This window comes from Synechococcus sp. H55.10 (assembly GCF_047502715.1).
Taxonomy (GTDB): domain Bacteria; phylum Cyanobacteriota; class Cyanobacteriia; order Thermostichales; family Thermostichaceae; genus Thermostichus.
This window is the reverse complement of record NZ_JANSJJ010000066.1, coordinates 1-15,550: the sequence shown is the minus strand read 5'-3', so window position 1 is coordinate 15,550 and position 15,550 is coordinate 1. Positions and strand designations below refer to the sequence as shown.

14 protein-coding genes and 1 pseudogene are annotated in these 15,550 nt (G+C 60.9%); 4 read left to right on the top strand and 11 right to left on the bottom strand.

The annotated features are described in order from the left end of the window. Nucleotides 1-10: 10 nt before the first annotated feature. The 5 genes from NW858_RS05165 to NW858_RS05145 all read right to left on the bottom strand — a co-directional run bounded on the left by NW858_RS05165 (nucleotide 11) and on the right by NW858_RS05145 (nucleotide 3,873). Nucleotides 11-232, bottom strand: a complete 222-nt coding sequence (locus NW858_RS05165; RefSeq protein WP_414520048.1) for a DUF2839 domain-containing protein — start codon at nucleotides 230-232, stop codon at nucleotides 11-13. A gap of 234 nt (nucleotides 233-466) precedes the next feature. Continuing rightward, nucleotides 467-1,222 carry an anti-sigma factor domain-containing protein gene (locus tag NW858_RS05160; RefSeq protein WP_414520047.1) on the bottom strand — a complete coding sequence of 252 codons (756 nt, stop codon included), beginning with the start codon at nucleotides 1,220-1,222 and terminating at the stop codon, nucleotides 467-469. Then, nucleotides 1,219-1,800, bottom strand: coding sequence for a sigma-70 family RNA polymerase sigma factor (locus tag NW858_RS05155; RefSeq protein WP_414347057.1), 582 nt, complete (start codon nucleotides 1,798-1,800; stop codon nucleotides 1,219-1,221). Before NW858_RS05155 ends, NW858_RS05160 begins: the two co-directional genes overlap by 4 nt. Before the next feature lie 229 nt (nucleotides 1,801-2,029). Next, a complete protein-coding gene (locus tag NW858_RS05150) occupies nucleotides 2,030-2,836 on the bottom strand; it encodes a DUF4394 domain-containing protein (RefSeq protein ID WP_414347056.1) in 807 nt (268 codons plus the stop codon). A 254-nt stretch (nucleotides 2,837-3,090) separates the two neighbouring features. After that, nucleotides 3,091-3,873 carry an ABC transporter permease gene (locus NW858_RS05145; RefSeq protein ID WP_414427057.1) on the bottom strand — a complete coding sequence of 261 codons (783 nt, stop codon included), beginning with the start codon at nucleotides 3,871-3,873 and terminating at the stop codon, nucleotides 3,091-3,093. A 371-nt stretch (nucleotides 3,874-4,244) separates the two neighbouring features. On the opposite strand from NW858_RS05145, the pseudogene NW858_RS05140 reads away from it, so the two are divergent. Both NW858_RS05140 and NW858_RS05135 read left to right on the top strand, forming a co-directional pair. Then, nucleotides 4,245-4,619, top strand: a pseudogene (locus tag NW858_RS05140) (molybdopterin dinucleotide binding domain-containing protein); the annotation flags it as partial. Between the two features lie 104 nt (nucleotides 4,620-4,723). Continuing rightward, nucleotides 4,724-4,900, top strand: a complete 177-nt coding sequence (locus NW858_RS05135) for a nitrate reductase associated protein (RefSeq protein WP_414520046.1) — start codon at nucleotides 4,724-4,726, stop codon at nucleotides 4,898-4,900. Nucleotides 4,901-5,261: 361 nt separating this feature from the next. Here the strand turns inward: NW858_RS05135 and purD are convergent, their stop codons facing one another. The 3 genes from purD to NW858_RS05120 all read right to left on the bottom strand — a co-directional run bounded on the left by purD (nucleotide 5,262) and on the right by NW858_RS05120 (nucleotide 9,235). Beyond that, nucleotides 5,262-6,575, bottom strand: a complete 1,314-nt coding sequence (purD, locus tag NW858_RS05130; protein ID WP_414335468.1) for a phosphoribosylamine--glycine ligase — start codon at nucleotides 6,573-6,575, stop codon at nucleotides 5,262-5,264. Nucleotides 6,576-6,686: 111 nt separating this feature from the next. Beyond that, the gene (locus NW858_RS05125; RefSeq protein ID WP_414520045.1) at nucleotides 6,687-7,853 is read right to left on the bottom strand and encodes a glycosyltransferase; all 1,167 of its coding nucleotides are present in this window, start codon (nucleotides 7,851-7,853) and stop codon (nucleotides 6,687-6,689) included. A 92-nt stretch (nucleotides 7,854-7,945) separates the two neighbouring features. Further along, the gene (locus NW858_RS05120; protein WP_414520044.1) at nucleotides 7,946-9,235 is read right to left on the bottom strand and encodes an HD domain-containing protein; all 1,290 of its coding nucleotides are present in this window, start codon (nucleotides 9,233-9,235) and stop codon (nucleotides 7,946-7,948) included. A 144-nt stretch (nucleotides 9,236-9,379) separates the two neighbouring features. Between NW858_RS05120 and NW858_RS05115 the strand changes: the two genes are divergently transcribed. After that, nucleotides 9,380-10,312 (top strand): SGNH/GDSL hydrolase family protein, encoded by a 933-nt coding sequence (locus NW858_RS05115; RefSeq protein ID WP_414520043.1) that lies wholly within the window; start codon nucleotides 9,380-9,382, stop codon nucleotides 10,310-10,312. A gap of 91 nt (nucleotides 10,313-10,403) precedes the next feature. On the opposite strand, the gene NW858_RS05110 is transcribed toward NW858_RS05115, so the two are convergent. Continuing rightward, nucleotides 10,404-12,248: a ribonuclease J gene (locus tag NW858_RS05110; RefSeq protein ID WP_414520042.1), complete on the bottom strand. Its 1,845-nt coding sequence runs from the start codon at nucleotides 12,246-12,248 to the stop codon at nucleotides 10,404-10,406. 221 nt (nucleotides 12,249-12,469) lie between these two features. Continuing rightward, the gene (gene dapA / locus NW858_RS05105) at nucleotides 12,470-13,390 is read right to left on the bottom strand and encodes a 4-hydroxy-tetrahydrodipicolinate synthase (protein WP_414335476.1); all 921 of its coding nucleotides are present in this window, start codon (nucleotides 13,388-13,390) and stop codon (nucleotides 12,470-12,472) included. A 274-nt stretch (nucleotides 13,391-13,664) separates the two neighbouring features. Here dapA and NW858_RS05100 point away from each other — a divergent pair, with 274 nt between their 5' ends. After that, entirely contained in the window at nucleotides 13,665-14,291 is a 627-nt protein-coding gene (locus NW858_RS05100; RefSeq protein WP_414335478.1) for a nitroreductase family protein, read from the top strand. Here NW858_RS05100 and trpD read toward each other — a convergent pair. After that, complete coding sequence (gene trpD, locus NW858_RS05095; protein ID WP_414335480.1) at nucleotides 14,288-15,319, bottom strand: anthranilate phosphoribosyltransferase; 1,032 nt, start codon at nucleotides 15,317-15,319, stop codon at nucleotides 14,288-14,290. The genes NW858_RS05100 and trpD overlap by 4 nt on opposite strands. Between the last annotated feature and the right edge of the window lie 231 nt (nucleotides 15,320-15,550).

Genomic DNA, 15,550 nt, shown 5'->3' with positions numbered 1-15,550 from the left:
ATCCAGCCGTCTAGCCCACCAGGTGCCACCAGCCCAACGCAGGCCCCACAAATCGCACCACCACCCAGACAATGGCCAGGAGAATAATGCCGGCCCAAGCGCCCCGAGTTGTCCAATTGTAGATCGTGCGGGCTTGGGCTCTGGTGAGAGGAATATCTTTGAGCTGGGGAAACAGTAGCTCTTGGTCAGGGTCGGGGCTGTTGCGGGTTTTGCGGCGCTTTGCTTCGCCCATAGGGTGACCTCCAAGTTGGCTTTTGCTGTGCCGGGGTAGTGACCCTCATCTTAATGCTGATACACTTCCGGTGCGCCCACAACTTTTCCCAACGGCAGGGTGGCTGGGGGGGGTGCGCCGCCCGGCACTGTCTTTTGCCGATCCACATCGACGAAAGTGCCCTCAGAGGGCTCCTGGACAGGTGAGCACGGCCATGCCCTGGGACAGACCTATGTTGGTTGGCCCCTGCTCCGACTAGCCGGAAATCCACAGAGGGGATCCCTGGTGCTCTTGGGGCCGGCTGCCGTCTTCCTCAGTAATGGCCACCGCCCGCACCCATTCTGTGGATGCAAACACTGGCGGTAGGCGCAGCTCCTGTTCTTGATTTCCCGCCGCATCCACCCGGAAAGCGGCAGTGAGGATCGCCCCCGCCTCATCTTTGGTGAAGGGGGCTTCCGGTTCCAGCACCACCCAGAGCGCATAGACGCGGCCTTCTGGCAATGGTGGCAAACCACGGGCCACTAGCTTCCCTTGCAGGCCTCGCGGATCCACCTCCACCGTAACCGAGCCAGTCACGTTTTCCGCCGTCGGCTGCAATTCATAAGTCAACACCTCGACCGGGATCCCTTGAGTCTGGGCCAGTTGCAGCCTGCGCCACAGGTACAGGTTCCCCAGTCCTAGGGCGACCATTAACCCCACTGCCAGTGCCGCCAGGCCCCGCTGCCAGCGGGGGGATCCCTGAATGGCCGAGCCGGAAGTGGGGAGGGGTTTGGGCGCCGGCTCTGTGTAGGCTTGCAGCAGAGAAGCCCGCAAGCTGGGGGGAGGTTGCTTTTCTTCGACGCCGTAGGCCCTCTCCAGGGTCTGTTGCAGAGCTTGCAGCTCCTGCTGTAGCTCCGGGCGCAGCTTGAGCACCACTTCCAGGCGGTCGGCCTCTTCCGGGGAGAGATCCCCCAGCACGTAGCCGGCCAGCCACAGTTGCAGTTCTTCGGGAGACACAGACTCGGCTTTCATGGGGCGCCTCCCAGCAACTCGCGCAGCCGCAGCAAGCCTCGGCGGGCTCTGGCTTTAACCGTTCCCAAAGGCAGATCCAATTGCTTGGCAATTTCTGTCTGGCTCATGCCTTCGTAATAGGCCATTTTGAGGATTTGGCGTTGATGTTCAGAGAGCTCGGCCAAGGCCGTTTGCACCTCCACTGCCTGTTCGGCGCGGGCCAACTGCTCCAGAGCCGGATCCTCGGCAGCATCGCCCAGTAATTCCACTCTGCCCCGTTCCAGGGATCGCTGTCGATTGCGCCAGGAGCGCAGCCGATCCAAGCAGCGGGAGCGGGCCAAAATGCCTAGGTAAGTGCGCAGGGATCCCCGCTTGGGATCGAAGGAAGAACGGGCCAAACTCAGAAAAATGTCCTGCGTCAGATCTTCGGCCTCGGCAGAGTTGCCCAGCATCTTGCAGGCAATTCCGTACACCAAACCGGCGTGCCGGTCGTAGAGGATGGCCAAAGCTTGGGATTGGCCTGCCTTGAGGGCTGAAAATACCTCCGCATCGCTTCTCTCCTGCAGGGATCCCTTGGCTTTGTCATCCTCGATCTTCATGGGGGGAAGGAAAAAATAAAACGGCGACGAGAAAGCACTCGGGGAAAAGCAGGCTTTGCCTAAGGCAAGCCAGAAAGGACAGCGGCTCCCATAGTCTATCGCCTGCATAGATGGAGATCAACCCTACTTGAAGAAGTGCAGAAGGCCCAATCCCGAGCTGGAATCGGGCCGAAACAAAAGAGCAACAATTGGCAAGAAAGATGATTGGAACTGTAACAACCTGGCCGATCTAGAGGGCAGCCAAGCCGAAGAACGGCCCACCCGGCAGCGTGCCCACAGAGGTGGCGCGACCTGTATTCAGGTCAATTCGATACAGGGTGGAGCCGCCGATGGCAAAGCCGGTATCCACCCCGCCGACCGTACGGATGTCAAACCCGCCCACCGGGCCGAAGTTCACGCCCAGGGGGCCAATCGGCATTTGCACCCCGTCGTTGGGCGGGTTCTGAAATAGCAGCAGGTTGCGCTCGCCGTCGATGTTCAGCAGCCGTGTGGATTGGGCGCCGGCCACGTTGTTGGTGTAGGCGGCAGCGGTAACAGCCGGGCGGGATCCCTGCAGCTCCATCGGGCCAAAGGCCAAAGGTCTATCTTGGATCACTTCGCCCGTGTCGACATTGATGCGGAAGTTCTGGCCGTTGGCTCCCACCAGGCGCAGGCGATCCGGGACGGGGTTGAAGTCCATACCGGACAGCGTGCCCGCCGTAAAGGGAACCGACAGGGTACTGGCCACGCTGGCGGCGCCAGTTTGCAAGTTGATGGTGTAGAGGATGTTGGCGTCGGTGAGGCCGTAGAGCAGGCGATTGGCAGGACGGACATCGATACCGATCAAACTGCCGCTCACCCCCGTCACCGTCAGGGATCCCTGCACAGAGGCATCGGCAGAGCGGATGAAGGTGAGGCGATTGCCGCTGCCCAGGGCCACCAAATCCGCTTGGGAGGGGATCATCGCCATCGGAGAAGGATTGCTGTTGCTGCAGCCCAGCAGAGCTAGGCTACCGGCTGCCACAGATACGGCCACACATTGCAGGCGCTTGCGCATGGAAAATGCTCCCTAAAACAAGAAAACTATCCCTCTGCGCCACCAAATAGGTAGCTACAGATCGCTGCAGCGAGAATTGCTTTTGCCCCTAAAAAAATGAGCCTGAGGGATCCTATTCCCAGGGTGGGAACCTATTTTTGCCCTTCCCTTGAGGAGAAGATCCAACTCTGGGGCGGCGCATGGGGCGCTTCTGTAGCAATTACTCCCATCCTCGCTGCTTGGATGCTTAGGATGGAGATGTTTGGACGGAGATTTTAGCTAGAGGCGCTGGTGTAAAAGCGCAAGGCAAAGCGCCAGAACAGATGGGATCCGACCAACAGCCCCGCCGCCAGCAGGGCGGATCCCACAAGCCACGGCCACTGGGCTCGTCCCAACAGGGTTTCTGCCGGCACTGTGGTCAAGAAAGCCACCGGCACAACGAAGGTAAAAAACAGCCGATAGGCCACCGGATAGGCCACCAGGGGGAAGCGCCCCGCCTCTACCAAGCCCCGCAGCACCTCGGTGACGTTGTAGATCTTGACAAACCAGATGCTGGTGGCCCCCAGCATAAACCAGAGGCTGTAGAGGATGACCAATCCCAGGAGCAGGGGCACCAGACCCAAAACATAGGCCCAGGCCGGCAGCCGCAACTGGATCCCGGCGTAGAGAATCAGCACCAGGCCAAAGCCGATATCCACCAGGCCCCAGGGAGAGAACACCCGGGTTGACAGCCAAAACTGGCTACTAATGGGCTTGAGCAAAACAAAATCCAGAGTGCCCTCCTGCACCTGCTGCACGATGCGGTTTAAGTTGACGTTAAAGAGGCTGGCCGACACCCCCTGCAAGATGGTGAACATGCCCAAGACGATGAGCGCCTCCGGCCAGCTCCAACCCCCCAGGCGGTGCCCCTGCTGATAGAACAGTGAAAGCCCAAACAGAGCTGACCCCAGGCCACCCACGCTGCTGAGGCTGGCAAAGAAGAAATTGGCGCGGTACTCCATTTCTGCCGCTACAGAAGTGCTCCAAAACAGCCACAGCACCCGCAAGTAGCACAGCATTCGTTCTCTCTCCAATCTCAGTTAAAGAATCTCTAACCCGATAAAGCCTGGGGATTCCAAAACGCGGTAGAACTGGCTACCTTTATGCCGAATTTGCCGCCCTCACCGCCAACTGCCTCTGCGATCACTCTGGCCTTAGCCATGCCCTTTTGGCAGAACAAAGCCCTCAGCAATGGCCCTATCCCAAAGGAAGAACTCCTCCCAATTCCGCCCGCCTCTATACAGACTAGCGTTTTCCTATCTCCGACGGTCGCGCTCGCTTTATCCCCCATCATTCCCGTAGCTTGGCGGAGCCGCCGGATCCCCGGTTTCCCTACGTGTTAACCACGGGCAGGCTATACGGCCATTGGCACACCTAAACCCGCACCGGCAGAATTGAAAAAATTAGGCAAATGCACCCCCAGCCTTTTATCGAGATCCATCCTCACGATGCTGAAAAGCTGGGCATCCAAGATGGCGATTGGGTTCAAGTGCGTTCTGCCCGGGGACAGGCCTATTTCCCAGCTTAAGTAACTGCCAACATTGCCGCCGGAACTGTATTTGTGCTCATGCAGTGGGGATCCCTTTGGGCAGAACAAGCCGAGTGCAACGTCCTTACCCACGACATCAGTTGTCCAGACTCAGGCCAGCCGGAACTGAAAGCCTGCGCTGTTGCTCTCCAAAAGGCCAACCCACCGGCCAGGAAGTGCTCTCAACTCCAGAGTTTGTATCCTCGCGGAGATGCCCATGGTTCTGTTTCAATTTGAGCAAGATTTTGCCGATTCTTTGCGATGCATTCCTATGAGCTGAAGAAGTGCAAGAGATTTCCATTGACCCGCAGCCGGAACGGCAAAACCCAGATTAGATCCCGATGTCCGTTCAACAGAAAGCTCAAGACATAGGGATCCAGCTCACTCCCGATTTCTGGAGAAGCTTACAAGATATCCAGAGATTTGCCTTAGTAAAATTAAGCCGATCCCATCACGAAAACAAAAACTTCTTGCCTGCTCTGCAAGAGTTTGGCCTGGAGCTGCCAGTGAGCAGATAGTTAAGCTCAGTTGTTTGAATGCACTTAGGCGAGACGATTCTCCAGTGCTTTGGGCCGCTGCAGGCAACTACCCCTTCTGCCACTGGAATGACCCCAGCCACTTGATGCGGGATCCCTCTTGGATAAGAGAGGGCCAGATCGTTGCAGGAGAGAGCGCCGACGGGGCGATCTCCGTGCTCGGGCAAAGCAGAGGGTTATTGTTGAGGAGCTTAAAGTAAAGTTGAGGTTTTGATACTATCATTGCAGTCTCGTTACCAGAGGAGCTAGGGTTTAAGCATCAAAGCTTTTTTAAAAACTGCTTTAGGGGCCCCGGAGAAGCGACCTCTCTGGGGCCCTACTTCTGCCTAGGAAGCTGAGGGGGTTACTGGGCGGGCAGCGCACCTCGCCGGACGGCAGGCCCGAGGGCGCGGCTGCCGATGTCGGAGCGGTAGTGGGCTTTGGGGAACTGCACCTGCTCCACAGCGGCATAGGCTTGGCGCAGCGCTTCTGCTAGAGTTGCCCCTTGGCCGGTAAGACAGAGGACACGCCCGCCGTCGCTGAGAAGCTGCTTGCCCACCTGGCGAGTGCCGGCATGGAACACCAGGGCCCCGGTGGCGGCGGCGGCCTCCAGGCCGGCAATGGGGATCCCTCGCTCGTAGCTGTCAGGGTAGCCGGAGGCGGCCATGACCACGCAGGCGGCGTAGCCGGGTTTCCACTTCAGTTGCACCTCGGCCAGCCGTCCCTCGATGCAGGCCAGCAGCACCTCGTCCAGAGGGTTTTCCAGCAGGGGCAGGATCACCTGGGCTTCGGGATCCCCGAAGCGGCAGTTGTACTCCAACACATAGGGATCCCCATTGGGCGTGATCATCAGGCCGGCGTAGATCACCCCCTGGTAGCGGATGCCCCGCCGCTGCAGAGCCTGCAGGGTGGGATCCAGCACTTGGGCTTGGATGCGGGCCAACAGTTCTGGGGTTACCAAGTAGTCTGCCGGAGCGTGGGCCCCCATGCCGCCGGTGTTGGGGCCGGTATCGCCATCGCCAAGGCGCTTGTAGTCTTGGGCGGGCAGCAGCGGCAGGCAGATCTGGCCATCCGTCAGGGCCAGCACCGACACCTCTTGGCCGGCGAGAAACTCCTCGATCAGCACCTGCTCGCCCGGCTTGGCCAGGGCCGCCTCCAGAGCCTGCACGGCTTCTTCCCGGCTATGGGCAACGGTCACCCCCTTGCCGGCGGCCAGCCCATCTTTTTTGATCACCACCGGATAGCTGCCTTTGCCTGACGCAGTCCTTGCATCCAGGTAGGCCAGCGCCTCGGACAAGTCGGCAAAGCCCACAGCCGGAGCCGTAGGGATCCCCGCTTCCTGCATCAGTTGCTTGGCCCAGAGCTTGCTTCCCTCCAGTTGGGCGGCGGCGCGACTGGGGCCGAAAATGGGCAGCCCCGCTGCCTGAAAGGCGTCCACAATTCCCGCCACCAAGGGCAGTTCCGGCCCCACCACCGTCAGGCGGATCCCTTGCACGGTAGCAAATCGCACCAGTCCCTCGATGTCGGTGGCCGCCAAAGCCACAGACTGACAGCGGGGCATCTGCTGCGTGCCGCCGTTGCCGGGGGCACAGTAGACTCGTGTAACCTGGGGAGACTGCAGCAGCTTCCAGGCCAGAGCGTGTTCCCGTCCCCCGGAGCCGATGACCAAAGCCTGCATGGTGCTATCCCACCTTTGTAAACACCTTGTCAACGCCGCTTGTTTATTTTGGGATGCTCCCCGAACATCCCCCATTAGACCATGTTCCCAACAGATTTCAGAGGATCCAGGCTAGTTTGACCCCAGGGGACGGCCCCGCCAAGTCCAGTTGCGCCCGCTGGTGGTGCGGATGGCAGAAGCCAAGATGATGGCTGCCGTCACCCAGCCTCCCACCGCCGTCAGCCACCAGTAACGCAGCGGCAGGTGGGCCCAACGCCATAGAAGCAGGCGGATGACCCCTTGGCCTAGGATCCCGGCCAGGCTGGCCGCCAAGACCTGCGGGGATCCGGTAGCCACAGCCAGGATCAACCCCAGCCAGGGCAGGCTGCAGATGCCCAAGACAGTGACCATCGCCAACACGGCGAGGGCCCAGTTGCGCTCCAGGCCCAGGAACCAGTTTTTCGTCCACCCTTCCCAGAGGGCGGCTCCATTGGCGTACATGCGGCATCGCACCCGCGGCCCCCCTAGGCAAATCTGCAAGCCCAGGCCGGCCGCTTTGATGCGCTGGGCCAAGGCCACATCCTCGATGACCACATCGGCCACGCCGGCGTGTCCGCCCACTTGCTCGTAGGCGGAGCGGCGAAACAGCATGAACGGCCCGAAGGCAAAGGCCTTGGGACACTTGGGATCGTTGACGGCGGCAAAGTCGTAGCCTGTCGCCAAGATGACCATCATGATGGGCTGCACCAGCCACTCGGCCAGACAGCCGCACACCAACTGAGGCCCTACGCTCACCAAGCCGCTGCCGCTTGCCAGCAACTGTCCTAGGGCTGCTTCAATGGCAGCGGATCCCAGCCGCACGTCGCAGTCGAGAAAGAGCAGGTAGTCGGGGGGATCAGGCTGGGCGGCCAGGGCGGCAACGGCCTGGGCACAGGCCCAGTTTTTGCCCACCCACGTTTGACCCTGGGGGCGGGGATCCCCTTGGAGCAGGTGCAGCCGCGGATCTTGCCGTTCGGCGGCCAGGGCCTGGGCCAGCTCCCAGGTGGCATCGGTGGAGCCGTCGTCCACCAGCCAGACCTGCAGCGGGGCGGCGGTGCTGTCCAGGATGCTGCTTAGGCAGCCCACCACGTTTTCCGCCTCGTTGTAGGCAGGCACGATCACCGCCAGCCGCTCCAGGGCCGCTGCGACCTCTGCCGCTTGCTCCGGCAAGGGATCCCGCAGCCAGGGGGAAGCCCACAGCGCCTGCCCCAGCCGCAGCGCCACCAAGGCAATCGCCAGGGCCGTTAGCGCCAACACCATCGCCAGGATCTCCTGGATTTCCACTCTTGCTTCCCTCTTTCAGATAAGGAACCGATTTTGCCCATGCCCTAGCCCTGGGATCTGCCAATCCTCTAGGCAGACAAAGCCCTCTCTACGATATCGCTGTAGGGGCGGGGGAAGATCAGCCAAACCTGGCTTTGCGTTTCCACCAGGGATCGCACCAGCGGCGAGAGCTGGGCAATTTCCACGTAGCCGTCCTCGGTTTTGAGTTGGATCCCTTGGTCGTAGAAGCTGTAGCCCTGGACGTGGGCCGAGCGAATTCCCAAATAGCTTTCTGGATCCAAGCCATCTCGCTGCATCTTCTGGCTTAGAGTTGCCACCAGCTCTTGGCGTCGCTCTTCTGGCAGGCGGCTGAGGTTGCGGGCCTTGAATAGATCCCGATCCAAATAGCGCCGCGCCAAATCGGCCAAGATGGGATCCTTCCCCGCCATGGCCCAAAAGCGAAAAGGGTAGCTGAACATCACATCGTCAGCGGCCAGATAGAGGGGCAAAGGCAGTTCGAAGGGATCCCCCTTTTGCACCGCCAGCGCCGCCCAACACCAGGCACTCAAGATGGGATCCAGCTCGATCTTTCCCTGGTGCAGGAGCACCTGGGCCCGCTTGAAGAGCCGCTCCAAAATAAAGCGGGCACACAGGCTCTTGGGGTGCTGGTACACCTGGGTGTACATGAAATAGCGCACCACCAGATAGTGCTCGATGGCTCCCAGGCCTTTGCGGGCGGGAATGGAGAGGGATCCCGTCTCCGGGTCGTAGTCCAACACCGTGAGGATGCGATCCAGATCCAGGTGGCCGTATTGGGCGCCGGTGAGCAGGCTGTCGCGCATCAGGTAGTCAAAGCGGTCGCAGTCCAGTTGGCTGGCAATAAGCTGCCCCACCAGCGGCAGGGGAAATTGTTTCTGCCACACCTGCTCCAGTTGGGCCGGCAGTTGCGGGTCAAACTCCGCCACCAGCGTGGCTATCTGGGGATCCTCCCGCACAATGCGGGCCGTCCAGACCTCGTGTCGGCAGCCGAAGATCTCCTCGCCGGCATGGCTAAAGGGGGCATGGCCAATGTCGTGCAGCAGAGCGGCAACCAGGGTAACGGCGCGGTAGGGGCGCAGCTCCGGGTAGCGGCGGGCCAATTTGTCAAACAGGCGCCGCGTAACCTGCAGCACTCCCACCGAGTGGGTGAAGCGGGATCCCTCAGCGCCATGGAAGGTAAAAAAAGCGGTGTCCAACTGGCGGACGCGGCGCAGGCGCTGGAAGGCCGGGGTGTCGATGAGGCGAATCAGCAGCGCCTCGACCGGATCCCCGCCATCCAGGCTGATGGCACCGTGCAGGGGATCGTGGTAGGTGCGGGACTTGCAAAAACGCAGCGCCATACTCCCACCATACTCGCCAATTGGCCAATCTTCGGCTAGCTTGGCTGGGGGCTTCCCCCACCTCTGCAGCAAAGCTACCCCATGGGCTCCCCTACTTGGCAAAAGAGGCAAGCCCCCAGACCCGTTCGGTTGCTGCTGCTCTCTATGGCAATCGGGATGCTGGGGTGGGGGCTAACTGCTTGTTCCGAAGCCTCTGGATCTCCCCCCGCTGTTCTCATACCCAGCCCGCCCGCCCTCACCCGCTACGTTGCTCTGGGAGCCAGTGATGCCGTTGGCTTCAACGCCTCCATCTCCTGCGATGGTCCAGCCAACGCTGCCGGCACCCGCCCGCGGCGCTCAGAGCCGCTGGACTGCCCCAATGGGACGGGGTATGTCCCCCGCCTGGCCCGCCTGCTGCCCGGCCCGGTGGAGCTAATTAACTTGGGCCGCTCAGGAGCGGTACTCAGCCCAGCCATGCAAGCCCTGCGGGAAGGGATCCCGGCCAACCTGCTCCAGGATCAAGTGCCGCGCATCCCTCCCAACGCCACCCTGATCACCCTCTGGGTGGGCGGCAACGACACCAACGCTATTGTCTTCGCGGCAGCCCAACGGGCTCTGCGCGGCGAGGATCCCTTGTCCTTTGTTGAGCGCCAGATCCAACAATTTGCCGCCGACTACCAAACCCTGCTGCAGGCGGTGCGGGCCCGTGCTCCCCAAGCTCGCCTGGCGGTGGCCAACCTGCCCAACTTTGCCCTGATCCCCCTGGGGCAGCAGCAGCCCAGGGGCCTGCGGCAACTGCTGGCTTGGGTCTCCGTCGGCCTCAGCCAACGGGCCATCAACCCCTTGAGCCAAGAAGGGATCCCCGTGGTGGATCTCCTCTGCGATCCCCGCTCCTACCGCCGCGAGTCTTTCTTCCCCGGCCCGCTGGCCGATGGCTTTCACCCCAACGACCGGGGATATGCCGACCTGGCCGAGGCTTTCTTGAGGATCCTGCAGCAGCCCGTCCCGCCCCAGCGCCGCTGCCCGCCCTTTAGCGAGGTGGGATCCCTCCCCTCAACAGCAGAAATCTCCTGGCCACTAGATCCGCACTCCCTCTAGGGTGCCGCGCCGATGATGCCTCTACATCCCCGCTCCTCTCCCGTAGCAGGAAAGAGGCGCTGGAGTCTTGGGAAACCCCAGCAAGCCGGTCTTAAGAAGCCGCCACCGCCGCCGAGGAGCGCCGCCGTCGTCCCAGGGCCAGCCGTTCCTGTTCCGGCTGGGCTTCCCCAACTGGCAGAGAGGTGACCGGCACAGACTCCTCTTCAGGCGACTGGACAAAAACCAGTACCGTCGGCTTGCCGGGCAGTTGTTCGCGGACAAAGCGGCGCACCACCCGCTCCACCTCTGCCTTGAGGCCGGCCCAGTCGATCTCCAGCCTGCCCCGCTCCAGCGAGCAGGCAAAGCGCGGCCAAGCTTGCTTGAGGGTGTCCTCCAGCAGGGGTTTTAGGTCGGATCCTTTAAAAGAATTGCCCTCACCCGCCAGGCCCAAACTTTGCACCTGCGGCGTGCAGAGCAACTGGCCGCTGCCATCCAAGCTGATCACTACCGTCACCATGCCATCTTTGGCCATTTGCTGGCGCTCCTGCAGCATCTCGTCCATGACCACCCCATCGTGGGAAGCGGCAATCATCTGCAGGCCAGAGGGGACGCGGCCCGTGACAGCAATGCGTTCACGGTTGACCTCCACCACATCGCCGTTGCCGATAATCACGATGTTTTCCCGCGGGATCCCCATGCTCATCGCCGTTTCGGCATGTTTGACCAGCATGCGGTACTCCCCGTGGGTGGGGACAAAGAACTTGGGACGGGTGAGGGCGATCATCAGCTTTTGATCTTCCTGGCAGCCGTGGCCAGAAACGTGTAGCCCCTTGTCCTTGCCGTAGATGACATTGGCCCCCAGCTCCATCAGCTTGTCGATCACCCGCGTTACTGCCAGCGTGTTGCCCGGGATCGGGTTGGCCGACCAGATCACTGTGTCTCCCGGCTTGATCTGCAACTGCGGGTGCTCGCCATTGGCAATGCGGGTCAGAGCAGCCAGCGGTTCACCCTGGGATCCGGTGGTAAGGATGATCACTTTGTCGTCCGGCAGGCTGTTGATCACGTGCATCGGCTGCAGCGTTTCGTCCTTGCAGCGGATGTAGCCCAGGCGCCGCGCGTGAGCCACCACGTTCAACATGGAGCGGCCCAGCAAAGACACCACCCGGCCCTGCTGCTCGGCAATCTGCAACACCAAATTGAGGCGATGTACCGAAGAAGCAAAGGTGGTGATGATCACCCGCCCCTTGGCTCCCGCAATCGCCTTGGTGAGACCAGGCAGTACAGAAGCCTCGGAAGGGGTAAACCCCGGCACTTCGGCGTTGGTGGAGTCGCTAATCAGACACAGCACCCCCTTTTCCCCATGCTCGGCCAGCCGCTGCAGGTCGAAGCGCTCCCCATCCACCGGGGTATGGTCGATCTTGAAGTCACCGGTCTGGATAATGACACCCACCGGCGTGTGCAGAGCCACCGTAAAGCTATCGGCAAAAGAGTGGGTGTTGCGGATGAATTCGGCAAAAAAGTGCTTGCTCAAAGGAACGATTTCGCGGGGGGCGACGGGGCGCAATTCTGTGCGGTTCAATAGCCCCACATCGCGCAGTTTCTCCTCCAGCAAGGCCAGCGCCAATCGGGGGCCGTAGATGACCGGAATATCAAATTCTCGTAGGTGATACGGGATCCCGCCGATGTGATCTTCGTGGCCGTGGGTAACCACCATCCCCCGCACTTTGTCACGGTTTTGCTTGATGTAGGTCATGTCCGGCAGCACGATATTCACGCCGTGCATACCCTCCTCTGGAAAAGCCAAACCGGCATCCAAGAGGATAATGTCATCCTCGTAGCGGAAGGCCCAGGTGTTTTTGCCGATCTCCCGTTCGCCACCCAGTGGAATCATCTGCACGGAAGAGGTGGTTTGTGGAGTCACAGAACGAGAAGCAACCGAAGAACGTGATGTTGGCATATGAACTTAGATCCTCAACAGTAAAAAGCAAAAACAGAAATTGGCGCAAGCCATCCCCGACCCAGCTGTGGGTGAAAGCTGAACTCAGCCGCCACAACTCATCCATTTCCCAAAGGGGGAAAGAGCTTTTCAGGGAAAAAGCTACTTACCCACAGGTCAAACACCACAAAAGAACTCCCTGCAAACCCCGGTCATAGCGGAAGCAAAACCTCAAGGTGCCATCATGAAACTTTCGTCGCCATTTGCTTGGATCCCTTCGCTTCAGCCAGTAGGCCCATCTCTTCAAGCACCTGTCGCAAAACTTGCCGAGAACTGGGCTGCAGCGGCGCTAGGGGAAGACGCGCCCGACCCACTCGCCAACCTTGCATCTCCAGCGCTGCCTTGACCGGAACGGGGTTGGTCTCGACAAATAAAACCTTGAACAACGGAAACAGACGCAGGTGGTGGGCCAAAGCTTGGTCGTGCTGGCCTTTGGCGTAGCTCTGAATCAACTCCTGCAGTTGTGGCCCAACCAGGTGACTGGCTACACTGACCACGCCACTGCCTCCCAAAGACAAAATCGGCAGGGTCAGGGAGTCGTCTCCCGAATAAATAGCGAAACGGGAGGGAGTAAGCCGCCGAATTTCTGAAGCCACTTCCATTGTACCACTGGCTTCCTTGATGGCGACAATCGTTGTCAATTCTGCCAATTTTGCCACTGTTTCCGGCTGCAGGCTCACCCCCGTCCGTCCGGGAATGTTGTAGAGCATGATGGGCAGGTCACTGGCCTGGGCAACGGCCTTGAAGTGCTCGTAAAGGCCGAGCTGGGTAGGCTTGTTGTAGTAGGGCACCACCTGCAGAGAGCCGTCCAAGCCCAATTGGGCAGCCTTGCGGGTGGCTTCGATGGCCTCGCGGGTGGAGTTGGAGCCAGTCCCGGCGATCACCTTGGCCCGACCGGCCACAGCATCTCGCACCACGCGGAACAGTTCGTACTCTTCTTGCCAAGTCAGGGTGGGAGACTCGCCCGTAGTGCCACAGACCACCAAGCCGTCGCTGCCGTGGGTTACTAAGTAATCGGCCAAACGAGCGGCCTCATCGTAGTTGAGCTCCCCCTCATCGGTGAAGGGGGTAACCATGGCCGTCAGCACTCGACCGAAGTTCACCGATTGCTTCTCCTCATCAACCTCACCAATCCAACATTTAACCCCAGGATCCAGACCAGACCGGGTTACTTCTCCATCATACCTGCCTTTGCGTCAGGGATCCCGCTCGCCTGCTCTGCCAAAGCCCAACTCATGCCTCACCCGGTTGCCACAGGCCCGAAAAAAGGAGATAACAAAGAAGGCAGACCGTTTGAGCACGGAATGTATAGCATTTGCCAATCTTGCCTCCGCCTTTGGGGGCAGCAGCCTTTGACCGACACCTCAGAGGATCCCTATGGACGCCCTAGCCGCCCTGAAAGAGCGGATTTCCGCCGACAGGTTTGATCCCAGCCGTCGTCTATCGGAAGCGGAGATCCGAGAGCTGGTTGCCTATGCTACGGAAGCCCCCTCTTCCTTCAACATCCAGCACTGGCGGTTCGTTGCCGTTGCCGATCCCGAGGACAAAGAACGCCTCAAGTCCCTGGCCTACAACCAGCAGAAAGTGGCGGATGCGGCGGTGGTGTTTATCATCTTGGGGGATCTGCGGGGGCATGAGAAGCTGCCTGAACTTGTCCAGAGAGCCGTTGCTGCCGGGATCCTCTCTCCTGATCGGGCGGAAGGCTGGGTGAATATGGCCCAAGCCACCTACGCCAACAATCCCGCTTTGGCGCGAGATGAGGCGATTCGCTCCGGGGCGCTGGCGGCCATGGCCTTGATGATCGCGGCGCAGGCGAAGGGGTTAGTGAGCGGGCCGATGATCGGCTTTGACCCGGAAGGGGTGAAGCGGGAGTTCGGCATTGCCGACCGCTACGTGCCGGTGATGCTCCTGGCGGTGGGCTACCCAGCTCCGGGCAACTTGCCCCGCAAGCCTCGCCTGGGGGTGGAGGAGGTGTTGGCTTTTGGGCGAGGGCGGGAGTTTTAGGAAGCCAGAAAATCGACCAATTTTTGCAGGCGATCCCAGGCGGCGCCGCTGGCAAGGATCTCCCGCGCTCGGGCAATTCCGGATCCCCAATCGGGAACAGCTCCCGCCACCTGCAGAGCCAAAGCGGCATTGAGGGCCACCACATCCTGCTGGGCAGGTGCTCCGGATCCCTGGAGGACGCGGGTGAGGATGGCGGCATTTTCCGCCAAGTCTCCCCCCTGGAGAGCCGAGGTGGGCGCAGGTGTGAGATCGTAATCTCGTGGGTTCAAGACTTCTGTGCGCAGGGATCCCTGGGAGAGCAGGCCCAGATCCGTGGCCCGCTCCAGCCCAGCCTCGTCGAGACCTTCCCGGCTGTGCAACACCACGGCTCCTTCCCGTCCCAACAGGCACAGGGCCTCGGCCATCACCGGCACCAGCTCCGGCGCGTACACCCCGATCACCTGGCGGTTGGGGTAGAAAGGATTGACCAAGGGCCCCAACAGGTTGAAAATGGTGCGAACTTTGAGGGCCCGCCGGTAGGGGATCACCGCCCGCATGGCCGGGTGCCAGTGAGGCGCAAACAAAAAGGTGATGCCCACTTCCGCCACCGCCGCCCGCACCCGCTCTGGCTCGGCGTTGAGGTTCACCCCCAGGGCCTCCAGCACATCTGCCGAGCCGACTTTGCCAGAGGCCGAACGGTTGCCGTGCTTCACCACCGGGATCCCGGCTGCACTGACCACAAAGGCCACGGCTGTAGAAATGTTAAACGTGCCGGCTCCATCGCCGCCGGTGCCGCAGGTATCCACCAACAGGGGCAAGTCCAGCGGGGATCCCAGCGAAGCCCGCTGCAGCACCCGCGCCATTCCGGCCAGTTCACCGGCGCTGACCCCCTTGGCTTGCAGAGCCGCCAGGATCGCCCCCGACACCACATCCGGCACTTGGTTCTGCAGCCAGCCGTTCATCAACTGTTCGGCTTGGGCTTCGCTCAGAGATTGCCGATCCAGCAACTGTCCCAAAAGCTGTGGCCAAAGGTCAGCTGTTTCCGTCATGGGTGGGGATCCTGGATGTCAGTGGGCATGCAAACGTATCGGCCCTCTCCGTTACTTGCTTTACATGGGTCGGGCCAGGCCAATGGTTAGTTTAGTATAGTGGGCCTGACCTAGGCCGGCTACCGCTCCCAGCAGAATGGGGGGCTCTGCTTCGATGAACTACCCCACCGCGCAGGCGGGTGGGGTTTCCCCATCCGCTTTACGGCGAGATTTTTGTCTCTTCCTCTGCCC